Annotated in this window: 25 protein-coding genes; 12 read left to right on the top strand and 13 right to left on the bottom strand. The window is 43.6% G+C overall.

The genetic code is table 11. The annotated features are described in order from the left end of the window. Positions 1-98: 98 nt before the first annotated feature. Complete coding sequence (locus L3V27_RS05710; protein WP_006742201.1) at positions 99-1,208, top strand: 1-acyl-sn-glycerol-3-phosphate acyltransferase; 1,110 nt, start codon at positions 99-101, stop codon at positions 1,206-1,208. Positions 1,209-1,280: 72 nt separating this feature from the next. Here the strand turns inward: L3V27_RS05710 and L3V27_RS05705 are convergent, their stop codons facing one another. Continuing rightward, a complete protein-coding gene (locus tag L3V27_RS05705; RefSeq protein ID WP_031780261.1) occupies positions 1,281-1,880 on the bottom strand; it encodes a hypothetical protein in 600 nt (199 codons plus the stop codon). Between the two features lie 317 nt (positions 1,881-2,197). Here L3V27_RS05705 and L3V27_RS05700 point away from each other — a divergent pair, with 317 nt between their 5' ends. Next, positions 2,198-2,470 carry a YnjH family protein gene (locus L3V27_RS05700; protein ID WP_237311262.1) on the top strand — a complete coding sequence of 91 codons (273 nt, stop codon included), beginning with the start codon at positions 2,198-2,200 and terminating at the stop codon, positions 2,468-2,470. A gap of 74 nt (positions 2,471-2,544) precedes the next feature. Here L3V27_RS05700 and L3V27_RS05695 read toward each other — a convergent pair whose 3' ends face one another. Next, on the bottom strand, positions 2,545-2,844 hold the full coding sequence (locus L3V27_RS05695) for a YfcZ/YiiS family protein (RefSeq protein WP_182018262.1): 300 nt from the start codon (positions 2,842-2,844) through the stop codon (positions 2,545-2,547). A 607-nt stretch (positions 2,845-3,451) separates the two neighbouring features. Between L3V27_RS05695 and L3V27_RS05690 the strand changes: the two genes are divergently transcribed. Next, positions 3,452-3,913 carry a TetR/AcrR family transcriptional regulator gene (locus L3V27_RS05690; protein WP_005392508.1) on the top strand — a complete coding sequence of 154 codons (462 nt, stop codon included), beginning with the start codon at positions 3,452-3,454 and terminating at the stop codon, positions 3,911-3,913. A gap of 191 nt (positions 3,914-4,104) precedes the next feature. Here L3V27_RS05690 and L3V27_RS05685 read toward each other — a convergent pair whose 3' ends face one another. The 6 genes from L3V27_RS05685 to L3V27_RS05660 are packed head-to-tail and all read right to left on the bottom strand — an operon-like array spanning position 4,105 to position 8,689. Further along, positions 4,105-4,887, bottom strand: a complete 783-nt coding sequence (locus tag L3V27_RS05685; protein WP_237311260.1) for a heme ABC transporter ATP-binding protein — start codon at positions 4,885-4,887, stop codon at positions 4,105-4,107. After that, entirely contained in the window at positions 4,887-5,924 is a 1,038-nt protein-coding gene (locus tag L3V27_RS05680; RefSeq protein ID WP_012842435.1) for an iron ABC transporter permease, read from the bottom strand. The genes L3V27_RS05685 and L3V27_RS05680 overlap by 1 nt, the downstream gene beginning before the upstream one ends. A 9-nt stretch (positions 5,925-5,933) precedes the next feature. Next, positions 5,934-6,803 carry a helical backbone metal receptor gene (locus L3V27_RS05675; protein ID WP_237311258.1) on the bottom strand — a complete coding sequence of 290 codons (870 nt, stop codon included), beginning with the start codon at positions 6,801-6,803 and terminating at the stop codon, positions 5,934-5,936. A gap of 28 nt (positions 6,804-6,831) precedes the next feature. After that, positions 6,832-7,245, bottom strand: a complete 414-nt coding sequence (locus L3V27_RS05670; RefSeq protein ID WP_005392512.1) for a biopolymer transporter ExbD — start codon at positions 7,243-7,245, stop codon at positions 6,832-6,834. Further along, positions 7,242-7,940 (bottom strand): MotA/TolQ/ExbB proton channel family protein, encoded by a 699-nt coding sequence (locus L3V27_RS05665; protein WP_237311256.1) that lies wholly within the window; start codon positions 7,938-7,940, stop codon positions 7,242-7,244. The genes L3V27_RS05670 and L3V27_RS05665 overlap by 4 nt, the downstream gene beginning before the upstream one ends. Beyond that, on the bottom strand, positions 7,940-8,689 hold the full coding sequence (locus L3V27_RS05660) for an energy transducer TonB (RefSeq protein WP_237311254.1): 750 nt from the start codon (positions 8,687-8,689) through the stop codon (positions 7,940-7,942). Before L3V27_RS05660 ends, L3V27_RS05665 begins: the two co-directional genes overlap by 1 nt. 160 nt (positions 8,690-8,849) lie before the next feature. On the opposite strand from L3V27_RS05660, the gene hutW reads away from it, so the two are divergent. The 4 genes from hutW (at position 8,850) to L3V27_RS05640 (ending at position 11,973) form a co-directional block, all read left to right on the top strand. After that, complete coding sequence (gene hutW / locus L3V27_RS05655; RefSeq protein ID WP_237311252.1) at positions 8,850-10,220, top strand: heme anaerobic degradation radical SAM methyltransferase ChuW/HutW; 1,371 nt, start codon at positions 8,850-8,852, stop codon at positions 10,218-10,220. A 29-nt stretch (positions 10,221-10,249) separates the two neighbouring features. After that, the gene (gene hutX / locus L3V27_RS05650) at positions 10,250-10,753 is read left to right on the top strand and encodes a heme utilization cystosolic carrier protein HutX (RefSeq protein WP_047008487.1); all 504 of its coding nucleotides are present in this window, start codon (positions 10,250-10,252) and stop codon (positions 10,751-10,753) included. Between the two features lie 56 nt (positions 10,754-10,809). Further along, positions 10,810-11,340, top strand: a complete 531-nt coding sequence (gene hutZ / locus L3V27_RS05645) for a heme utilization protein HutZ (RefSeq protein ID WP_104972830.1) — start codon at positions 10,810-10,812, stop codon at positions 11,338-11,340. 96 nt (positions 11,341-11,436) lie between these two features. Next, the gene (locus tag L3V27_RS05640) at positions 11,437-11,973 is read left to right on the top strand and encodes an ATP--cob(I)alamin adenosyltransferase (RefSeq protein ID WP_005392518.1); all 537 of its coding nucleotides are present in this window, start codon (positions 11,437-11,439) and stop codon (positions 11,971-11,973) included. Positions 11,974-12,073: 100 nt separating this feature from the next. On the opposite strand, the gene L3V27_RS05635 is transcribed toward L3V27_RS05640, so the two are convergent. Next, positions 12,074-12,988, bottom strand: coding sequence for a chemotaxis protein (locus tag L3V27_RS05635; RefSeq protein WP_005392519.1), 915 nt, complete (start codon positions 12,986-12,988; stop codon positions 12,074-12,076). 214 nt (positions 12,989-13,202) lie between these two features. Between L3V27_RS05635 and ppiC the strand changes: the two genes are divergently transcribed. Then, positions 13,203-13,544, top strand: a complete 342-nt coding sequence (ppiC, locus tag L3V27_RS05630) for a peptidylprolyl isomerase PpiC (protein ID WP_074189873.1) — start codon at positions 13,203-13,205, stop codon at positions 13,542-13,544. A gap of 124 nt (positions 13,545-13,668) precedes the next feature. On the opposite strand, the gene L3V27_RS05625 is transcribed toward ppiC, so the two are convergent. The 3 genes from L3V27_RS05625 to rcnR form a co-directional block, all read right to left on the bottom strand. Next, on the bottom strand, positions 13,669-14,097 hold the full coding sequence (locus L3V27_RS05625) for a hypothetical protein (protein ID WP_237311250.1): 429 nt from the start codon (positions 14,095-14,097) through the stop codon (positions 13,669-13,671). Further along, positions 14,094-15,020, bottom strand: coding sequence for a zinc dependent phospholipase C family protein (locus L3V27_RS05620; protein ID WP_237311248.1), 927 nt, complete (start codon positions 15,018-15,020; stop codon positions 14,094-14,096). The genes L3V27_RS05625 and L3V27_RS05620 overlap by 4 nt, the downstream gene beginning before the upstream one ends. Before the next feature lie 196 nt (positions 15,021-15,216). After that, a complete protein-coding gene (gene rcnR, locus L3V27_RS05615) occupies positions 15,217-15,489 on the bottom strand; it encodes a Ni(II)/Co(II)-binding transcriptional repressor RcnR (RefSeq protein ID WP_046873754.1) in 273 nt (90 codons plus the stop codon). Between the two features lie 136 nt (positions 15,490-15,625). Here rcnR and L3V27_RS05610 point away from each other — a divergent pair, with 136 nt between their 5' ends. From L3V27_RS05610 to L3V27_RS05600, 3 genes are all read left to right on the top strand, one after another. Then, the gene (locus L3V27_RS05610) at positions 15,626-16,702 is read left to right on the top strand and encodes a nickel/cobalt efflux protein RcnA (RefSeq protein ID WP_237311246.1); all 1,077 of its coding nucleotides are present in this window, start codon (positions 15,626-15,628) and stop codon (positions 16,700-16,702) included. A gap of 51 nt (positions 16,703-16,753) precedes the next feature. Next, positions 16,754-17,104, top strand: a complete 351-nt coding sequence (locus L3V27_RS05605; protein ID WP_005392525.1) for a DUF3147 family protein — start codon at positions 16,754-16,756, stop codon at positions 17,102-17,104. Between the two features lie 345 nt (positions 17,105-17,449). Further along, positions 17,450-19,009 (top strand): methyl-accepting chemotaxis protein, encoded by a 1,560-nt coding sequence (locus tag L3V27_RS05600; RefSeq protein ID WP_047008423.1) that lies wholly within the window; start codon positions 17,450-17,452, stop codon positions 19,007-19,009. Positions 19,010-19,140: 131 nt separating this feature from the next. On the opposite strand, the gene L3V27_RS05595 is transcribed toward L3V27_RS05600, so the two are convergent. Next, a complete protein-coding gene (locus L3V27_RS05595) occupies positions 19,141-20,040 on the bottom strand; it encodes a LysR family transcriptional regulator (RefSeq protein ID WP_237311244.1) in 900 nt (299 codons plus the stop codon). A gap of 142 nt (positions 20,041-20,182) precedes the next feature. Between L3V27_RS05595 and accD the strand changes: the two genes are divergently transcribed. Continuing rightward, on the top strand, positions 20,183-21,046 hold the full coding sequence (gene accD, locus L3V27_RS05590; RefSeq protein ID WP_237311242.1) for an acetyl-CoA carboxylase, carboxyltransferase subunit beta: 864 nt from the start codon (positions 20,183-20,185) through the stop codon (positions 21,044-21,046). The last annotated feature ends 20 nt before the right edge of the window (positions 21,047-21,066 follow it).

Below are 21,066 nucleotides of genomic sequence, written 5' to 3'. Positions count from 1 at the left end.
CTAACTGGTATGACCATGTTAAAAGTATGGGTTGAAATGCTGCTTGTCAGCAAAACTATGCGTAAAATGTGCCAGCTTTTTTTGATATGTAATGAACAATGACTGCCAATACCGATCCTTATATTGAAATTCGTCCTTACAATGACGAAGAAATTCCAGCAGCGCTGGATCGTCTAATCCAAGATGATGAATTTATCACTGCTATTCTCGATCATCGCTTTGCTAATAAAGCAGCGTGGTTTAAAACGCTAATGAGCCCGATCCTGCGCATCTATCTGAAAGCTAAATGGAGCAAGCTTGATTCAGTAGAAGCGATTCAGATTGAAGTGAAGAAGTATCTGAAAGATACATTGAATAAGACAACGGATGGCGTCACTTTTTCTGGTTTGGATAAGCTGGATAAAAACACGTCGTACTTATTCGTTTCTAACCACCGTGATATTGCGATGGACCCTGCGCTAGTAAACTATGGCTTGTACCAAAGTGGGCACCGTACAGTTCGTATTGCGATTGGTGACAACCTGCTGAAGAAGCCATGTGCGACTGAATTGATGCGACTCAATAAAAGCTTCATCGTTAAGCGCTCTGCTAAGGCGCCTAGAGAAATGATGAAAGCATTAGGACAACTGTCGAGCTACATTAAACACTCGCTTGATACCGGTAATTCAATTTGGATTGCCCAAAAGGAAGGTCGTGCCAAAGATGGAAACGACTTTACTGATCCTGCGATTTTAAAAATGTTCCATGTTGAAGGCCGCAAGCAGAAGATCAGCTTTGGTGAATACACGCGTTCTTTGAAAATCGTTCCTGTCTCGATTGCCTATGAAAATGATCCATGTGACATTGCCAAAGCAAAAGAGCTGTACGAAAAAGCAGAAAATGGCCGTTATGAAAAAGGTGAATTTGAAGATATCGAAAGCATCATTCAGGGCATCATTGGTTATAAAGGTCGTGTGCATGTCGCGTTTGGTGATGTGATTGATCAAGAGTTTGAAACGCCAGAATCTCTTGCCGGTGAAATCGACCGCCAAATTCACAATAACTACAAGTTGTACCCAATCAACTTGTTAGCTGCTGGACGCGAAGATTCGAGCATCATCACAGAGGCGGTGAAACGTCATCTTGCGGATAAATTGGAGCAGTTACCTGAAGGGGCAAGACCTTATTTGGTGGCGAGCTATGCCAACCCAGTGAACAACCAAGAGTAATATTCATCACTGAATTGATGGATTATGAACGCCTTAAAGCCTCGGTTTTCCGGGGCTTTTTTTGTCTACTTTTTAAGGAGCAACGGCCCCGCCAAGGGTTAAATTGCTAGGCCACTTGGTAATCTTGTTGCCACCTAAAAAGATATTCCCTTTCACCGTCATCGTGTCTGGAAATACTTGTAGCGCTGATCCTCCTATATAAAGGTTACCATCAACCACCAATCCTTCAGGAAGAGCAGAGATAGGAGTGCGAATAACACTTAAATCGCCTTTGACTCGAAGTTTAGCTGGGAGCGTTTTTAATGGTGTATCCGTCAAGTTCAGATAACCGCCGAGTTTGATGCCCCTAGGCCAGCTTTCGATCTTACTACCCAGTAGATTCGCATAACCTTTTATCTTTGTACCTGAGCGAATGGTTTTGAGTGCGCTGTTGGTTGCTTCCAAACTGCCTCCAACATCAAGCCCCTTAGGCAGCTTTTTGATCGGGGTTTGCGAGATATTTAAGTTGCCTTTGACCACTAACCCAGAAGGTAATTGGGTGTAAGGTTTGTTTCGTAGATCAAGATTACCGTAATTATCGGTGTGACCAAACTTAGAGTAGTAATCTAGCTCATATGCGAAAGATGGGAAGCAGAGCAGCATCAAGGTAAGGAAAAGGGAAACAAAACGCATAGCCAGAGACTTAGTTAAACATAGAGATCTTAAGTGCTCATCTTATACTTAAATAGACTCATTATGCATACTTTGTTAACAGTTTTTGATTTTTAGCCCAAGAACTTCAAATTAGGGCTTTATCTGAAAGCATACACGCTCTCACGATGCCGAGTTGCTTCAGTGTGCAAGTTAGGGAATGATTAAGTGATTGATTATATAGTTTATTTAAAAGTAAATGTGAGAAAAATATCAGTAGAGATATGAAGAATATGAGGTTCTGCCAAGAACTGAACAAGCGTCCTTGTTAGTATCATGAGCGTCTGAGGGAGATTTTCATGAAGTTAAAAAGAGCGTCTATTTTTTCCGCTGGTGTTGTCGCAGTACTACTATCTGGGGCCGCTTTTGCTAAATCATACAGTACGCCAGAAAGCAAAGCGCTGGTGGTCGCTGACGGCAAGGTAGGTCAGCGTATCTGTTACTACGATGATAAAGCCTACACCACCGGAGCCGTGATTAATGTTGAGGGTGTATTACTGATGTGTACAGCTGAGAACGATTTTGAAACGAATGGTTCGTTAAAGTGGGTGGTATTCAAAAAAGATAAATAAACGCCAAAAAACGGTCTGTTTAATATTAGGATAACGGAAAAATAAAAAAGCGAGCACAGAGCTCGCTTTTTCCATTAACGCGCGAGTGAGCGAGTTTTTAATTCAAAGATAAGCTTTTCAGCACTTACTTCAAATTTGAATCGAGCCGTCGCTTGGTTTGACTCTTCTGTTATTTCAGAAACATTGTATTCAACATCAGCACATACTGATTTAGCGAGCTCAATGTATTTTTGTAGTTCAGACTCTAGCTCTGTTTTTGTCTGTGCGAAAACCGTTACGTCGGCAACTTCGTCACCTTCTTTGATGATGAAGCCAATCTCGCCTGCGCAGCCGCAAGCTTCACATACTTGGTTTTGTTCTAATTCGACACTCATAACGAATCCTCTTGTAAATACTAAGGGTATTCTATCAGGTATTTGATCTGTATCTACAAAAATGACGAGTTTTGAATAAAAAAAGAACAGAATAGGCGCTTGTTAAGTAAGGGTTAAAGATTGGATTACTAAATCATCAAGAACGTTAATGTGATATATATCAACATTTAAAATCAATTAACGAACATAGTGACGAGATTTCGCTCAGCCCAGTTGAACTAATGGACAATTTATAAGACTATTTCTTGATTGATTATTTTTAATAATTATCATTCTTGGTCTTTGAATAGTTTCGATGAATAATTGGCGCAAGGTTTTGATGAGACTAACTTTTCGCCTTATTTTGAGTAGCATGTATTGACAAAAACATAACTGCAAATTGCACATTACGCAGTGTAAAGACGTTATGATTTGGAACTTAACTTTATATTAAGTAGTCGCAGTACATATATCCAAACGGCCTTAATGCGCAGGTGTTAGCGGTTCAATTTTTAGGTTTCGCTTAACGAAGTGCCTTGGGCTAATTGGGTATAATGCTAAGAATGATTTCATTCTGGCCTCATTTAATAGTGAGTTAGATGGATTTACAAAGAGAAGAGCTTAAAATATGCCAAAGCGTAGTAAAGAAGATACCGAAATCACTATCCAAAAGATCATGGATGCCGTTGTTGATCAGCTACTAAGACTAGGTTACGACAAAATGTCGTACACGACTCTAAGTCAGCAGACAGGTATATCTCGTACCGGTATTAGCCATCACTTCCCTAAGAAAACGGACTTCACCGCCGCACTGGATGGCCGTATCTTTAAAATGTTTATTGAACACCTAGAGTTTGATAAAGGGCTAAGTGCATTTTCACAAAGTTGGATTAAAGCACTGGAAGATGCTGAGTTCCTCGCGATTTTACGACTGCTATTCCATCACATTGTCACGGCCGAAAATGCGCAAGAATTTGCTGCTAACGGTATTGACCGTTTATACAAAATGGTTGAAAGCCAGTTTGGCGCAGGTGGTGACAAAGAGCTCGAGTGGTTGATTGGTCGTTCATTGATCCAAATGAGTAAGTAATAGCAATTGAGAGCGCTAGATGAACACTTGTTTGCTGCTTTGGTTGTAAAGCCAAGGCAGAACACAGTAATTTTCTCGCCGCTCTTTTGAGCCCAAGATTCGATTAAATATCAAAGCAAAGGCCCGCAATATGATTATTGCGGGCCTTTGTCGTTTGGAAAGCAGAAGAGACGGCTCAGAAGAGATACACGCTAAGCGGCGGCGTGAACTTGAGGAAAGTCTAAAGTTGGATGTTTTGTCACGATGGAGCGGTAGCCATAAACGTGCTCAATGCGTTCTGGCGTCAGTGCATTCCATGGTGTGTCATCACAAACCAGTTTTCCGTTATGTAAAAGTACAAGTCGGTCTGCGTACTGGGAGGCTAAATTCAAGTCATGCAACACGACAACGACTGCGGCGTTCTGTATTTTCGCGGCCTCACGAGCAATCTTTAACGTGTTGTGTTGGTGGGCGAGATCTAACGCAGAGGTTGGCTCATCAAGCATCAAGATTCGTTCCTCGCCAGATTGGTGTAGCTGTGTCATCACGCGTGCTAGATGTAATCGTTGCTTTTCGCCACCAGATAAAGATGGGTAGAGGCTTTCTGCCAAATGCATTACATCGGTTTGTTCCATGTAATGTAAAGCTAACTTAGTTGTTTCTTTATTGGACAGCGATAGCGGAATCGCGCCTAATTCGACCACTTCTCTGGCTAGAAATGGGAAGGTCAAGGTACTGTGCTGTGGAAGCATCGCAATGTGTTTTGCGCTTTTTTCAGGCTCCCAATCATGCTTTTGTTTACCGAAGTAGGCGATGTCATGATTTGAAGAGATTTCACCACACAGAAGCTTGAGCAAAGTACTTTTGCCCGCACCGTTGGGGCCAAGTAGGGCGGTCACTTCACCAGCTCGGATATCAATATTGATGTCATCGAGAACAATTCGCTTGCCAAATTTCATCGAAATGTTTTTACCCGATAAAACGATCTGGTTCATTACAAAATCTTCCCTTTCTGCTGGAACAATAAGTAGATGAAGAAGGGTGCACCGATCAAGGCGGTCACGATACCGACGGGTAATTCTGCTGGTGCCACGGCAATACGAGCAAACATATCAGCAGCGGTAAGAAGCAGCGCTCCCATGAGTGCAGAGATTGGCAGTAGCGTTCGATGGTCGGGGCCTGCTAGCATGCGTCCTAAGTGAGGAATCACGAGCCCGATAAAACCAATTGCACCACTAATACTCACCGTAATACCAACCCCCAATGCAGAGAGCAAAATAAGCTGTCGTTTGAGTTTTTGGACCGGAACTCCCAAGTGTCTTGCTTCTGATTCCCCTAGCAGAAGAGCATTCAGCGCCATCGATTTTTTCTGGAACCAGAATAATAGGACGACCAGCGTGACAGCGGATAGGCCTATCCCCGACCAATTTGCGCCAGCTAATGAGCCCATCGACCAAAGTGTTAGATCTCGTAGCATCTGATCATCAGCAATAAAGTTCATGTAACCGATCGCCGCTCCTGAAAGCGCGCTGATGGCAACACCAGCTAACAACATAATCGTCACAGAGGTACCAAATTTACTTGTGCCGAGCTTATAAACGAGAATGGTCGTCAACGCACCACCTAGGAAAGCAAAAAGAGGCAGTGCAGCTAAGTTCATTAGCTGCGGATAGTTTTGGCTAAACTCAGCAAATACAACAATAGCGAATGCACCACCAAGAGCAGCGCCAGCAGACACGCCAATGATGCCGGGTTCGGCCAACGGGTTGCGGAATAAGCCCTGCATAACCACGCCACAAATCGCCAAAATAGCCCCGATGAACATACATAAAATGGTGCGAGGTAATCGGATCTCATTAATCACCAACTGAATGTGAGGAGCGAGATCAGAACTGCTTCCTGTTAGGCTACGCAAACTGTCAGTGAAACTAATGCTCATTGGACCAACGGTAATAGAGGCGATAGCAACAAATGCTAAAAAGCCACTAAGTACGGATAACGTCGTTGAAAGGGAGATACGTCTTAACAACATGCCATGTCTCTATGGGTAAAGCAGCGTATTCAAACGCTCGGCTTCTGCAAGGCTTTTAAGACCCAAACCACCAACAAGGGCGTGACCGTCAATCGTGATGATATTTTTATTCATTCCCGCAGGTGTTGCGGCGAGAAGTGGCATTGCTTTTAAAATCGCATCGGCACCGCCCAGCGTTTCATAGCTGCGACCGCTAACGAGAATAACGTCAGGCTGCATCTCTACCATGGCTTCTGTGGATAAAGGCTTGTAAGAAGACAGCTGGTCAGCAGCTGGGTTTTGTCCTCCTGCTAGCTGGATAATTGCATCGGGTGTGGTTTCTGATCCTGCAACGTTCGCAGGTCGACCTTCATGGATGAGTAGAAACAGTACTTTCTTTTTCTGAGCTTGAGCAGGTTGATTTGCATTGAGTGCTTGAACTTGTGCTTTCACATCTTGCTTTAAATCTTCCGCTTTAGCCTGGCGATTCATAAGGTTCGCAATTTGATCGATACGTTGGTAAAGGCCCTCAACGTTGGCATCGGTATTGACGATTTCTACATCTACCCCCGCTGCTTTTAATTGGTTCAATGCCGTTTTCGGTCCCATCTCATCAGAGCCAATGACTTTTGTCGGACGTAAGGCGAGCAACCCTTCTGCTGAAAGGCGGCGATGGTAGCCTACTTTAGGCAGCTCCATGCCTTTTGGTAACTGACTGGTTACGTCGATAGCAACCAAGCTATCTTTGGCGTCGAGTTCAAGCAACAGTTCAGTGACGGCACTGCCTGCACTAACAACACGCTCTGATGATGGTGTTTCATTGGCAAAAAGTTGGCTACTCGCAAGTAGGGAAATGGCAGCCGTAACAACAGCATGAATGGTGGCACGTGTGTTCTTCATTTTGAAAGGATCTCTATCTTACTTATTTTTATGATGGCTCTTCAGTGAGTAACTGAGTTGCCTGAATTCCGTTTTCTTGTAAAAAGCCGAGAAGTTGAACTAGCGACTGAATGTTCGCGGTTTTTTCTGCTCCAATCACAATCGGTTTATCGCTTGATTTACTCTCTTCTAGCAGCGCGAGGGTAAAGTTGTCCCAATCGATGTATGTCTTGCCGTTAATGGCCCAGTAAGGCTCGTCTTTGAGAATATTTACCGTGATGGATTGCTTATCGACATCTGCAACGGCCTGAGATTCTGTACTCGGTAAATTGACATCTAATGAATCGAGCTTGACCGCTGCAGTTAACATCAGGAAAACCATTACGATAAAAATGATGTCCAACAGCGGTGTTAAATCTGGAGTTAAGTCGTTACGAGTGTTGTCTTGTGGCGTTTTAATCATTGTGCTTCTGCCTCGACCTTTACAGAAGAGCGCACTGCTAATGTTGAATTGTCTGGCGACACGTGTTGCAGAGAGATACCTTCAAGCCATAAGTTGACATAGTTTAATGTGTGTTCGAGTTTGGCGATCACACGATCCGCCCACAAACCAATGATTTGTGCTCCTGAAATCGCAGGAAGGGCGATAATAAGACCTGCTGCAGTAGTGCGCATGGCCAAGCCTAGACCGTCTGCCAAATCATTCGGGGTGATATTCCCCGTTGAGACAGCGATGCCTTTGAACATCTCAATTAAGCCAAGTACCGTACCAAGCAAACCAATCAAAGGGCTAATGACGCCAATCAACGTCAGTAAGCGAAGGCCAGAATGCAGCTGATGACGTTTTTCTTGTAGCCAAATGCCTGCGGCATCTTCTCTTAGAGACTTTGAGAAAGAGTGATGGGCAAGCAACATGGCAACGCCACGATAAAGGAGCGGTCGCTTATGCGACAATTCTTCTGCAAGCGTCTCAAGATCGTTTCCATTCGTTGGGTCTAACCCAATGAGTTTTTGGCGAATGGCTCGTTTCCCGACGCCAAGGCTAATCAAAACGTGGAATAACCGCTCGGTAATGATCATGACGGTGAGGGCTGAGCAAATGATCAAAGGCCATGTCATTAGGCCAAGTTGAGTTTGTAATTCTTGTAGTTGTTCCATTATCCATCCAACTTAAAACGAACAGGTACTTGTACTCGGTGAGCCACTTTTAGCCCGCCCGAAATATGTGGTGTAAATTGCCACTGTTTGATGGCACGAAGCGCTGAGGCGTCCAGCGATTCTGTGCCGGAAGACTCAATCAAAACCTGTTTAATTTGATTGCCATTTTCATCGAGCCATATTTCATATAAGGCTACGCCTTCGATACCGCGTCTTTGTGCAGATCTTGGGTAGCGAGGCTGAGTTGGTTGATTCACAAACGTTGGTTTGTCGACCAAAATAGGTTGAGACGTTGCCCCTTTGGATTGGCTCGCTGGCGCGGTTTGCTGAGCGACCATCTCTTTCTTCGCCGGTTCCGTTTTTTTCTTCGGTTTGGCTTCGGGCTGATTCTCTTGTTTTGTTACGGCTTTGGCTGGTTCCACCGTCTTAGGCTTAGATTGTTTGACCGGCTCTGTTTTTTTCTTCACTACCTTTTTCTTAACAGCGTCTTTCTTAACGACCTGTTTCTTTACGATCTTCTTTTCCGGCTCAGGCTGCTCCTGAGGCTGCGGTTCTTTTGGTGGCGCCACATTTTCTGGCGTGGATGTTTCGACGGTAGGTGGTGGTGCCGATACAAGGTTTAAACTTACCGAACTTGCTGGATTTCCAGCAGGCATCGCGAACACTTTCGTTTCTTGAGAAACAAAAAGAAGTGCGGCATGGATGGCAAGGGAAGCACCTCCTGCAATGACATATCTTTGTACGTTCACGGAATATCTCGGGAAACTATGAAAACTTGAGCAGATTATTACTCACAACCGAAATAAGATCAATTATCAATTGCATTATCATTACGCTCAAATTATGATTCTTGCAGATTTTTAAAGACCAGCCTCTACCCCTTATATGGTGGGAGCTAAGCGAGTATATATGAGCGTCGATATCGATAAATTTGACGAATCAGTGTTGGGAAGCGATAGCCCTGACCCATTGCGATTTGCCTTTGTTAAGAAACATTCGGCACACGCTGGCGGAGCGAGCGTGCCTGTACCTCCACCTCAGCAACAGGCGATTTTTTCAAGCGTTACCGCTAACTCGGTTAAAGCGACCAATAAACGTTGTCTTTATATTCACGTTCCATTTTGTCGCGTACGTTGCACCTTTTGTAACTTCTTTCAAAATGCTGCGAGCCGCGCACTGGTTGATGAGTACTTTGACGCACTGATGCAGGAGCTCAAGGAGAAAGCTGCACTGCCTTGGACACAAAACGGTATTTTCCATGCTGTGTATATCGGTGGTGGAACGCCAACGGATCTGTCTCCAGCACAGGTTCGCGTGTTAGGTCAGGCGATTCATGAGCACTTTCCTTTGGCTGCGGATTGTGAAATCACCTTAGAAGGTCGCATCAACCGTTTTTCTGATGAGCTATACCAAGGCGCTCTCGACGGTGGATTTAATCGTTTCTCTTTTGGTGTACAAAGTTTTAATACACAAGTGCGTCGCAGCGCGAAACGATTAGATGATAGAGAAGGTGTGCTAAAGCGAGTTAGCGAGATTGCCAACGAAGACAAAATTCCTGTCATTATCGATTTACTCTACGGCTTGCCTTATCAAACCAAAGAAGTGTTAGAGCAAGATTTAAATGATTTTCTCTCGACTGGCGCACACGGGTTGGACTTATATCAGTTGGTCGTCGGTGGTTCAGCACCCATGCTTAACCTTGTAGAAAAAGGAAAAATCCCCCCACCAGCTACCACGCCAGAAAAAGCAGGCATGTATGAGCTCGGTGTGAACTTTATGGCCAAACACCATATGAAGCAACTGAGTGTGAACCATTGGGCAATCGATAACCGTGAACGTAGTTTATACAACAGTTTAGCCAAGACATATGCAGAGGTACTGCCAATTGGCTGTGGCGCTGGAGGTAATATCGGTGGTTACGGGATGATGCAACATCGCACATTGGCGACCTATATTAAAGCCATCAAAGAAGGGCAAAGTACCATTGCTATGATGATGAAGCAAAGCCCTCTAGAGCCACTATTTGCTGCACTCAAATCTGGGTTTGATCGCGGTATCGTTCAGGCAAACCAACTGCCATCGTTTATGGGGGAGGACACGTTCGGGTTTTTAATGCCTCTATTTAAAGTGTGGCAGCAAAAAGGTTTAGTGGAACTGCATGAACGTAGCCTACTTCTTACTCTTGCAGGCAGTTTCTGGGCCGTTTCATTGGCTCAAGGTTGTATTCAGGTACTTACGTCAGAGATGAACGAAACCGTACCGAAAGTATCCAATAATTAATGAAAAAATTGAAAAAAGACGGAAAACATATGGAATCAATCAAACAACAAGTTGAAGCATTACTAGAGCAAGAACCGCAATTATTGCCAGCAGCGATGGCAGAACGTCTCGGTATTTCTGAATTTGAGGTTGTTGCGGCTTTGCCGCAGGAAATGGTGGCCATCGCTCCAGGAGCGCAAGCACAAAGCATTCTAGAAGGTTTGGTTGGTTTCGGCCCGGTGACGACTATTGTTCACTCTTTTGGCTCTATTTTTGAAGTCAAAGCGCCATTCCCAAAGGGAAAAGTGGCGCGTGGCTATTACAATTTAATGGGCAGAGAAGGTGAGCTACACGGTCACTTGAAGCTAGATAATGTTAAAAATGTAGCGTTGGTCAGCAAACCGTTTATGGGTAGAGAGAGTCACTATTTTGGCTTTTTCTCTGAGTGCGGAAGCAATATTTTCAAAGTTTATTTAGGCCGTAACGAAAAGCGCGAGCTACTTGAAGATCAAGTCACCGCATTCCGCGCCTTACAAGCCGAATTGAAAAAGTAATCACAAACATAATCGAGGCTCAACTCGAATACTAATTAGTAAAGTCAGGTATCAATATGGATCAACAAGTTAAACAAGAGCGTTTGCAAGGTCGTTTAGGGCCAGAGATCAAAGAGTTTCGTCAGGAGCGTCGTACACTTCAGCTTGCAACTGTCGATGCAGAAGGTCGCCCTAATGTAAGTTACGCGCCTTATGTCCAAAATCAGGAAGGCTACTTCGTACTCATTTCTAAAATCGCTCGTCATGCTCGTAACCTTCTAGAAAATCCTAACGTTTCTTTGATGATGATCGAAGATGAAGAATCTTCAAAGCAGTTGTTTGCTCGTAAGCGCTTAACTTTTGATGCGGTAGCAAATGTGGTTGAGCGAGACACAGAGATGTGGCAACAAGTTGTTGGACAAATGAAAGAGCGTTTTGGTGAGATAATTGATGGTCTCAGCCAACTAGAGGATTTCGTGTTGTTTAACTTACAGCCAGAATCGGGACTGTTTGTTAAAGGCTTTGGTCAAGCGTATCAAGTCTCTGGCGACGATTTAGTGGACTTTGTTCACCTTCAAGAAGGTCACAAGAAAATCGAAAGTGCTTGATTGTAAACCGGTCATGTAAATATCGAATATTCGGAATAATGAACGCATAAGGGGAGTTAGGTTATACTGGCTCCCTTTTTATATTGGAACAAAAGCATGAAGCCTGTGAGCAAGGAATTGAGCGAGATTTGCTATCCCTTTATTTACGAGGACAGTCCAGTTTGTGACTTTGAAATCACGGCAGATGAACTTTGTAGTCGTATTGGTTTAGTTCTCGCGATGGATCTGGACGAGTTTAGCCGCGATATACTGACAAGAATGCAGCCTAATGTTTATCACCTAAATGGTTCGGTTCGCGGAAAGCTGGCGATTACAGAAGCGGAAGTTGAGGAGCTAAAGGCAGATTATGATTCGCTTAAGCAACGCATTGATGGTGGATTCAAAGGTTTCGTTCTACCCGGAGGGTACCCTGCATCCAGTCAATTGCATTTGTGCCGCTGCCAAGCTAAAAAAACGGTACGAGCATTAGTTGCGATCGAACATGCAGGTAAGAAGCAACCTGCCCCCATTCTATTTCGTTACGCGAACTTATTGGCGAATGTACTTTATAGCTTGGCTTCTTATATTAATCATATCAATCAAGTCGAAGAGACAGAGTTTGTATCTCGTAGTTACTCGATGCCAAAGAAGTGACCTGAGAAACTAGCAGCTGCGAGCATCAAAGCTTCTGCGCGAAAAAATGGCCGCAAAACACCATATTCGACAATTTGCTTCTTGGCTGTTTAGTTTAGAGTTAAGAAGCCATAGCTTTGGCTTCTAGTTCTTTTGCTCCGCGCAGCATGGCTTCAATCAGCTCACCAGCATTGAACTTCTCAAGCGCCTCGTGTGCGCCAACTTGGTGAGCTCTGTCTACACAGATTTCGCTCGATAACGACGTATGCAAAATGCGGTATGAGTGATTAAGAGCGGAGTCATTTTGTACTTCGAATGCTAGCTCGTAGCCGTCAAGCCCTGGCATCTCAATATCACTGACCAAAATATCGATTGGTCGATGAGCCTCAGCCTCGCTTTTCATCAGCTCTAATGCGTCTAAACCATTTTTACAAATTTGGTATCCGATATTGATACTATCAAGAGCATCACACAGCTGTTTACGAGCGATGGAAGAGTCATCCACCAAAAGAATGCTTAATGCTTTTAGGCGCTCACGTTCAACATCTGTCAGCATCGGGATCTTTGAGTTTTCGTATTGCGGATAAATTTTGGAAAGTAGCAGTTCTACATCCAGCATCTGAACCGTTTTGTCTTCGTAGCGAGTAATACCTGTTACGAAAATATTTTTCCCAGCGCTTGCTGGTGGGGTTTCAATGGCTTTCCAATCGCATTCAATGATCTTCTCAATACTACGAACCATAAAGGCGACCACGGTTCGCAAACAGTCTGTCACGATCAAGTAGCAATTCTTGTATTCTTCTTCACTGATAGGACGAAAGCCGACAGCCGCTGACATGTCGATCACAGGCACTGTTAAGTTACGTATTGTAACGGTGCCAATGACGTGATGATGCGAGTAAGGGATCTTCGTGGTTGGCATATACGGAACGATTTCACGGACTTTTAGCGTGCCTATCGCGAAACTCTGTTGCAGGGTGAGTTTGAACATCAACATGCCCTGAGATTGATTCGCTTTACTAACGACTTTTGCCATGAAATAACCTTATAAATACCACCGAATTGTGTCTAATCTAATCTTATCAGACGAAGGCTTCAACCATCGGAGAGACAAATGTGAGCTTTTTAGACAATCTCTTAAAGAATAGTGATTAACTGAGCAAAACTTGGTTGTATTTTAATCTTGTTATGCCGAAAGTTTTATAGTCCCATGTATTTGAACCTTGAAGCCGCCTAGGTATAAACAAGAAATGTTTGGCGTGTTAAAAGGGATTGGGTACACTTGCGCGACCAGAATAGTGAGAGATAGATCAATGGCAAATACAGCAGCCGCATTACATATTCTTGTGAAGCACAAAGAGCAAGCAGAAGACATTATCAAGCAACTGAAAAAAGGCGCAAAGTTTCAGACACTAGCGAAGAAGTATTCCACTTGCCCGTCAGGTAAGCGCGGTGGTGATCTTGGTGAGTTCCGCCGTGGTCAAATGGTACCTCAGTTCGACAAAGTGTGCTTTTCTGGCGAGGTTCTGACGCCACACCTAGTCAAAACCAAGTTCGGCTGGCATGTTGTAAAAGTGCTTTACAGAACGTAGTGATTTCTTACAGGTAAGCTTGAGCTTTTTAAATATTACCTGTTTCTGCATATTGTGAGTAATACATGACAGGCATAAGTTAAAGCCATGTATTACTCATAAATTTCCTCTATTTTCCCTACTGTTAATCAGTACAAAGAGATGCCGCATCAAGTTTGATTTGGCATGAGTAAGGTTTTGGGGAGTCCCAATAGATCTTATCAAATTCTGAGTTGCAACCTGCATCTTCCATTAGTGCTGTATCCCCGTCACATATCAACATAACTGCATTATTACCTTGAAACTCTGAAAGAATTCGATAATTAGAAATGTTTCCATCGATAGCTAACTGTGAGAGTTTGGTGATTTGAGCTGGATTAGATGACATCGCATTTTCGAATATTTCTTTCTCTGTTAGTCCTGCTGTGTCTCCAAACTTGAGCTCACCGTCAACAGCTTGGGCTACATCTTTTAAAATCGAGGCCATATCAAACATGACCTCTTCAGGATATTGAGAGCTGTTAGCGCAAGAAGTCAATGAGAGAAGAAGGGTGATAACGATGATTAGCTTCATAGATTTCTCCAAGCACTAAGCTGTCCGCTTTCATTTCGGCCAGTGTCTAAATTCCAATTTTCAAAAAAGCCAGTATCTTGGTTTTCATAAATGGTAGCTGCCAGCTTTTCCCAAAATATTTGGATTGTCTTAATCGCCTTATCAAAAATTTCATCGTAGTGCTTAATACCATCTGGCGTTTCTAAATCCTGAATATAAGTAGAGTCAACTTCGTTTGGAAGCGGGTAAGTTAACCCTAGTTTAGAAGCCACATGCCTCGCCCAAGGAAATAAGCGATGCGACTCCTCAGCATTGTCCACAACGGATTGAAATCCTTCGTGCCAGACGTTTACGTCAGGTTTGCATTCTTTAGCATATTCGGGATAAGTAGCTGAAAGAGCATTAGACCAAATAATACGAATAACAGGATCTATTAGGTTGTTGTTATTCTGGTCCACACAACTGCCGATGTTTTCTCTGACTCTATCTGCAAGGCCAATACTTCCGAGTTGCATCCTGGACAGCCAAATATAAGCATCTTGGTGCATTTCACAAATTCTGTGTTGCTGGGCGTTTTCTGCGTAAGGGCCCACTTTTAATTCAACAACAGGATGAAGAGTAATATCGGTTGCTACATGTGCTACAAAGCCACATAACCATGAGAAGGCTTTTTCAAAGTGTTCGTTATCTTCGGCTTTTACCTGTTGAATAAGAGCATCAATTAGCTTACCAACGTGGTTGTAATGCATTTTATCTGCCCACTTATTTTGCGCAGAACTCATTAGAGCAAGGTAAGGATAGTCGGGGCTTACACAACCGAGCTCTAAATACCGTTTATTTTGAGCTAAAGCCTTTTTTGCTTCTCGAGGTATGTTTAACTTCATCAATGCATTATTAGCAGAAGCTTCATTTACCGCTGTGATATGTGCGAAAGCACCAGGCATAGTAACCTCCATGTACAGTTTAAATGCATGGAGTTTACTATGCAGGCAATATGTTCGTTGCGACTCGAGTCTTATAAAAATAAATGTTTATGTATTGGATATCGAGCGAGGCATTTGCAAATTATCGCCTTAGGACTTGCGTTATCTATTTTAATGAAAATCGATAATGGCACTTCAAAAAATTAATGAAATCGTGTTATTTGATATAGGAGTCCAACACTTTCAGTACAACTTCCATATCAGCTTCACGCTTTTCCAATTCTTCCTCCAATACGACGTGTTCGATGAGATGGCCTTTAATTACTTCTTTCATTAAGCCATTTACAGCCCCTCGAATTGCAGCGATTTGTTGCAACACATCTTGGCACTCATGTTCTTCTTCCAGCATTTTTTTAAGACCATTCACCTGACCCTGTATTTTGCTGACACGGGTATTGAGCTTCTTTTGATCTCTGGTTGTATGGGACATGACTTATCTTCTTTAAGTTACTGACTGCGAGATTCTAACTGATAATGTAGCACTTATCTTATACTGGGGGGTAGTATTTAATACTAGGGGGGAGTATAGTTTGGGGCAACTTTAGAAGAGCATATTGAGAATAACAATGGATTTTGTCGCATTATTACAACAAGGTAATGGATGGTTTTTTATACCCAGCGCAATTTTATTAGGAGCGTTACATGGATTAGAGCCAGGACATTCAAAAACGATGATGGCCGCGTTTATTGTGGCCGTAAAAGGAACAGTGAAGCAGGCGGTGATGTTGGGGTTGGCTGCAACGCTTTCCCATACGGCGATCGTATGGATAATTGCTGCGGGTGGGATGTATATAAGTCAAAGATTTACTGCAGAAGCTGCGGAGCCATGGATGCAGCTTATCTCTGGGGTAATTATCGTTTCGACGGGTTTATGGATGTTCTGGAGAACGTGGAGCGATGAGCGAGCTTGGCACAAAGCTCATAAGCAAGCTCGAGACTGGAGAACGCAAGTTGTCGATACTGGTCATGGGCATCTATCGCTTTCTATCGTAGAAGAAGGGCATCACTGCCGTTTTCAGTTACGCACACTTAACGGTAAGCCTTTAACGGCTGAAAACGTTAAACTAGTGCTACCTAACGCAATCAGGCAGCCTTCTGATATTTATCACTTTATTGAGCGCGATGGCTATTTGGAATCCGCCTCCTGTATTGAAGCCTCTGATGATTTTTTCGTCACGTTGATGGTCGGGCACCATGATCACACCCACGATTTCGAGGTGCATTTTCATGCGGATTCCCACTCGGAAGGTGAGAATAAAGAGTACCAAGATGCTCATGAGCGTGCTCACGCTCTAGATATTCAAAAGCGCTTTGGCGATCGAGATGTTACCAATGGACAAATACTTCTGTTTGGTTTGACGGGTGGGTTAATACCATGCCCGGCGGCGGTCACTGTTTTACTCATTTGTTTGCAACTTAAGGCGATGACACTTGGTGCAACCTTGGTGGTGTCTTTCAGTATTGGTCTAGCGTTAACTTTAGTTGCAGTTGGTGTTGTCGCGGCAGTGGGCGTTCAAAAAGCAACATCGAAGTGGAGTGGTTTGAACGATGTGGCTCGTCGTGCACCTTATCTATCGGGGATCTTGATTAGCGCCGTTGGTGTATATATGGGCATGCACGGGTTTACGACGTTAATGAGCTAAGCTCTGTTGTAATTATTACGTCGCTTTTTGTTTATTAAAGGTAGCTCTTTCATGTTGTGGATGATTACTAAGTACGCGTTAACCGCAGGAATAGTGGTGCTGATATCTGAAGTTGCCAAGAGAAGTGATAAAGCGGGAGCGCTGATTGCCGCGCTCCCGACGGTCACTATTTTAGCTTTGATTTGGATGTATATTGAAGGGCAAGGTCAGGAAAAGCTCGCGAACCACGCGTTTTATACTTTTTGGTATGTACTGCCTACATTGCCGATGTTTCTAGTTTTTCCTTTCTTACTGAGCCGATATTCGTTTTGGTTCTCTTTGGGAATTTGCGCCATTATTTCAATCGTTTGTTTCTTTATTGTGACCATCGTTATCAAAGAATTTGGAATAGAATTAACTTAATTGAGCAAAGGAGAATTGTAAGAATATAGGTCGAAGCGCTCGCTTATTTATATTTTCAAGGCTCTAACTAGAACTCTTTTTTTAACGCTCGATGCTAGTGTGGCCGCCTACTTGAAGTTAGCGATTGCTCTCTTGTCTTTCAGCCAAATCTCGTAGAAATGTGACGTTTTGAAGACTTTTCTTCCTTCATTCTAAAGTTATCGGTAATCAGGCAGATACAGTGGCTACAAAGTTACGTCTAGCTTTGCCAGACAGGCTAAAAATACAGTTTGTGTTGGTTATAAGAGGCGAAAGGCTTAACGCTCTGTCGTGAGCATCACATTGAATTGTACCGAGACAATTAAAATGAAAAGAATCATCTTATTAGCCGTTTGCGCCATGTTTGGTATTGCTGTCGTAGCAAGTATGGCATCAACGTACCTAATTTCGAGTCAGAAAATCGATGACATCATCTTAAACAAATCCCAAGTTCAAGCTGAGTTTTTAGCAGGAAATGCAAGTTATATTTTGGAGAACTCAGCCAATCCAATGCAAGACTTACAATCGCTCGTTGAGGGTTTGAAACAACGTTCAGACGTAAGCTATGCAGTCGTAATTGATCGCAATGTGACGGCGGTTGCTCACAGTGATAAGCAAAAGCTAAATAAAACCTACAATGATAACTACACCGTTGAAGGTGCAACCAAGGGTGTACAACAGTATTCAAAGTGGTATGCCGACGTCCAGAAAGTGTGGGTGTTTGATATCATGGCGCCGATCTACGTGAATGGTCAGTTGTACGGTACGTTTGATATTGGTATTCCTATTACAGAAGTAAGCCAAGCGACGAATGGAATTATTACTTCCCAACTGATTTCCATGGTGGTGATCTTCGTTCTGTGTGTTTTGGCTCTATCGCTGCTACTCAACAAACTGATGCGACCGCTATCTGCGCTTAAGGAGGCGTTGCAAGACATCTCGAAAGGTGACGGAGACTTAACGGTTCGTTTACCAGCAAAAGGTAATGACGAAGTCGCACAAATTTCTTCGGCGTTCAACGTGTTTGTTGGCAAGGTACATGAAATCATTACACAAGTTGTAAATACTGGTGTGGATCTGAATGGTTCTGCTGTTGCGCTGCGTGGACAATCTCAACAAGCGCTTGCAAGAGGGCAGGAGCAGAATGAGCAAACCATGCTGGTTGTCACGTCTATGAACGAAATGATCGCGACCGTCAACGAAATCGCGTCAAATGCTGCTGGTGCAGCAAGTGCTGCGAGCACGGCAAGTAATGAGACTCAAGATGGCTACAAGACGCTAGAACGCACCAAGACGGCGATGACGAATCTTGAAAACGAGATGAACAGTACTTCCAATATTATCGTAAGTCTTGCGGACAACACTCAGTCGATTGGTAGTATTCTCGAAGTCATTAGAGGGATCTCTGAGCAAACGAACCTACTAGCGTTAAATGCCGCTATTGAAGCAGCGCGCGCCGGTGATGCCGGACGAGGTTTCGCCGTAGTGGCAGACGAGGTCCGTAACCTTGCAACTAAAACGGCTCAGTCCACTGATGAAATTGACAATATGATACATCAGTTGCAAACCGAAGCCCAAAGTGCGGTTAATTCAATGAGTAATAGTAGAACCCTAATTGAAGAAGGCACTGCAGAAACGGAGCTCGCTCGACAAGCACTAGAGGCAATTGCAGATCAAGTGACCACTATTTTGGATATCAATACTCAGGTGGCAACGGCAACAGAACAGCAATCGACGGTAGCAAATGAAATTAACATGAATATGGATACCGTCAGTCACTCCGTGAAAAACGCGCTAACGGCGAGTGAGCAATTGGAAGAATCAAGTCAACAACTTGCGGAATTATCGAGAACTCTCGATCGTCACGTAGGAGCGTTTAGAATTTAAACGCCAACGGAAATCCTTTTGCAAAAGCCAGTAAATCTCGATTGCTGGCTTTTTTATTTGAGAAAATCGCATGTCGAATTGCTCTACTATGTCAGTTTTTATAATTATTGGGATAAATGATTAGTGATTAACTAGGCGTTAAGTTTCGCGTGTTGTTTTAAGTGCTCAACAAACATAGAGATTTTCTTGGCTAAGTGCTTTCTAGAAGAGTAAAACGCATAAAGCACTAAATCTTCAGGTTCGTATTCTAGAGGGATGACTTCAAGCTTGCCGCTCTCGATCTCGCCTTTGCATGACTCTATTGGAAGTATTGCGTATCCAAGCCCTGATAACGCGCCAGATTTAGCGAGATGGCCACTGTTTACTTTGAACGAGGATTGTACTGTTTGCGTAATATGACCTCCGTCGGGGTTTTTAAACACCCAGGGAGCACCATTTACTGCGGTAAGTGTCGTGATACAGGGAACATGATTTAAATCCGTGATTTTGTAAGGACGGCCGCACTTATTAAGCAGTTGAGGCGCAGCCAAAATAGCACTGGGCCAGCGTTTTATTTCCCTTGCTACCCAATTGCTGTCAGACAAAGTCCCTCTATGAAAACTTAAAATGACATCAAAGCTATCAATAACATCATCTTTAGGGTTTAGCGTTGTATCGCAAGACAAAGAGATTGACGGGTATTGCGTGCAAAAGGTGACAACCGCTTTGGCCAGTATAGGTGTGTCTGGCATAAGAATACGTAGCTCTCCTGTTACAGTGTGCGAGTGGCGAGTCACGGTTTCTAGCGCGTTGTTGAGTTGTTCTAATAATGGACGAGTGCTGCTATAGAGCTCTTCTCCAGCCTCGGTAGGCGTCATTCGCCTTGTCGTTCTATTGAACAACCTGATGTTTAACTTTTCTTCAAGCAGGGCAATATGTCGGCTGACATTCGATGTTGGTATATTCAAACACTCAGCGGCTCGCTTAAAGCTGTTGTTTTCATACACACAGTGAAAACTTTTTAACCAGATTTGGTCGACGTCATCAAACATTCTATTGTCCCACTTTATTGGATTATCAAGCCAGCATATCCCACTTTATCCTCATACTGAGTAGCATACAATTTTATTTAAAAGTCAGAGCGGGCAAACGATGCAGATGTCCTGCTACGAGGTGATAAATAATGAGGTACTCATGAGTTGGCTAGAAAGGTTATTTGAGAATAAAAATATAATAGGTTCGCGCAAAGCGTCTATTCCTGAGGGCGTTTGGACAAAATGCCCTGAATGTGAACAAATACTTTATCGCGCGGCATTAAAAGAGAATTTGGAAGTATGTCCTAGGTGCTCTCATCACATGAAAATGGCTGCACGTCAAAGGTTGAACGCTTTTCTGGATCATGGAACACAGCAAGAGTTGGCAAGTGAGTTGGAACCGCAGGATATTTTGGGTTTTAAAGACTTAAAGCGATATAAAGAGCGAATTGCCATCGCGCAGAAAACGACTGGAGAAAAAGATGCCTTGGTTGTGATGCAGGGGAAGTTACTAGGCTTGCCTGTTGTAGCTTGTGCGTTTGAATTCTCTTTCATGGCTGGCTCGATGGGGGCGGTGGTTGGCGAGAAATTTGTCCGCGCCGTTGAAACTGCGATTAATACAAAATCTGGGCTAGTGTGTTTTTCTGCTTGCGGAGGGGCGCGCATGCAAGAGTCTTTGGTAGCACTAATGCAAATGTCAAAAACCAGCGCCGCGTTAAACCACTTATCTGAGTACAGATTACCCTATATCTCAGTATTGACGGACCAAACTTATGGTGGCGTCTCGGCGAGTTTAGCCATGTTGGGAGACATCAATATTGGTGAGCCTAAAGCAAGCATCGGCTTTGCGGGAAGGCGTGTTATTGAACAAACGGTACGTGAAAAGTTACCAGACGAGTTTCAGAGAAGTGAGTTTTTATTAGCACATGGTGCATTAGATATGATTGTAGACAGACGTGAAATGCGTGATCGCGTTGGCGGCTTATTGGCTAAGTTAACCAACGCGAGGGTGGTTTCAGAATAGGGGGATCGAAATGGAGTACT

It is taken from the genome of Vibrio sp. J2-3(2022) (assembly GCF_021725735.1).
Classification (GTDB): domain Bacteria; phylum Pseudomonadota; class Gammaproteobacteria; order Enterobacterales; family Vibrionaceae; genus Vibrio; species Vibrio diabolicus.
Note: the sequence above shows the minus strand (reverse complement) of the source record. Positions and strands in the feature narration are given on the sequence as shown.

Excerpts from the sequence above, each read along its gene's own strand:
- L3V27_RS05710 (WP_006742201.1), top strand. The coding sequence starts at position 99 with ATGACTGCCAATACCGATCCTTATATTGAAATTCGTCCTTACAATGAC.
- L3V27_RS05705 (WP_031780261.1), bottom strand. The coding sequence starts at position 1,880 with ATGCGTTTTGTTTCCCTTTTCCTTACCTTGATGCTGCTCTGCTTCCCA.
- L3V27_RS05700 (WP_237311262.1), top strand. The coding sequence starts at position 2,198 with ATGAAGTTAAAAAGAGCGTCTATTTTTTCCGCTGGTGTTGTCGCAGTA.
- L3V27_RS05695 (WP_182018262.1), bottom strand. The coding sequence starts at position 2,844 with ATGAGTGTCGAATTAGAACAAAACCAAGTATGTGAAGCTTGCGGCTGC.
- L3V27_RS05690 (WP_005392508.1), top strand. The coding sequence starts at position 3,452 with ATGCCAAAGCGTAGTAAAGAAGATACCGAAATCACTATCCAAAAGATC.
- L3V27_RS05685 (WP_237311260.1), bottom strand. The coding sequence starts at position 4,887 with ATGAACCAGATCGTTTTATCGGGTAAAAACATTTCGATGAAATTTGGC.
- L3V27_RS05680 (WP_012842435.1), bottom strand. The coding sequence starts at position 5,924 with ATGTTGTTAAGACGTATCTCCCTTTCAACGACGTTATCCGTACTTAGT.
- L3V27_RS05675 (WP_237311258.1), bottom strand. The coding sequence starts at position 6,803 with ATGAAGAACACACGTGCCACCATTCATGCTGTTGTTACGGCTGCCATT.
- L3V27_RS05670 (WP_005392512.1), bottom strand. The coding sequence starts at position 7,245 with ATGATTAAAACGCCACAAGACAACACTCGTAACGACTTAACTCCAGAT.
- L3V27_RS05665 (WP_237311256.1), bottom strand. The coding sequence starts at position 7,940 with ATGGAACAACTACAAGAATTACAAACTCAACTTGGCCTAATGACATGG.
- hutW (WP_237311252.1), top strand. The coding sequence starts at position 8,850 with ATGAGCGTCGATATCGATAAATTTGACGAATCAGTGTTGGGAAGCGAT.
- hutX (WP_047008487.1), top strand. The coding sequence starts at position 10,250 with ATGGAATCAATCAAACAACAAGTTGAAGCATTACTAGAGCAAGAACCG.
- hutZ (WP_104972830.1), top strand. The coding sequence starts at position 10,810 with ATGGATCAACAAGTTAAACAAGAGCGTTTGCAAGGTCGTTTAGGGCCA.
- L3V27_RS05640 (WP_005392518.1), top strand. The coding sequence starts at position 11,437 with ATGAAGCCTGTGAGCAAGGAATTGAGCGAGATTTGCTATCCCTTTATT.
- L3V27_RS05635 (WP_005392519.1), bottom strand. The coding sequence starts at position 12,988 with ATGGCAAAAGTCGTTAGTAAAGCGAATCAATCTCAGGGCATGTTGATG.
- ppiC (WP_074189873.1), top strand. The coding sequence starts at position 13,203 with ATGTTTGGCGTGTTAAAAGGGATTGGGTACACTTGCGCGACCAGAATA.
- L3V27_RS05625 (WP_237311250.1), bottom strand. The coding sequence starts at position 14,097 with ATGAAGCTAATCATCGTTATCACCCTTCTTCTCTCATTGACTTCTTGC.
- L3V27_RS05620 (WP_237311248.1), bottom strand. The coding sequence starts at position 15,020 with ATGCCTGGTGCTTTCGCACATATCACAGCGGTAAATGAAGCTTCTGCT.
- rcnR (WP_046873754.1), bottom strand. The coding sequence starts at position 15,489 with ATGTCCCATACAACCAGAGATCAAAAGAAGCTCAATACCCGTGTCAGC.
- L3V27_RS05610 (WP_237311246.1), top strand. The coding sequence starts at position 15,626 with ATGGATTTTGTCGCATTATTACAACAAGGTAATGGATGGTTTTTTATA.
- L3V27_RS05605 (WP_005392525.1), top strand. The coding sequence starts at position 16,754 with ATGTTGTGGATGATTACTAAGTACGCGTTAACCGCAGGAATAGTGGTG.
- L3V27_RS05600 (WP_047008423.1), top strand. The coding sequence starts at position 17,450 with ATGAAAAGAATCATCTTATTAGCCGTTTGCGCCATGTTTGGTATTGCT.
- L3V27_RS05595 (WP_237311244.1), bottom strand. The coding sequence starts at position 20,040 with ATGTTTGATGACGTCGACCAAATCTGGTTAAAAAGTTTTCACTGTGTG.
- accD (WP_237311242.1), top strand. The coding sequence starts at position 20,183 with ATGAGTTGGCTAGAAAGGTTATTTGAGAATAAAAATATAATAGGTTCG.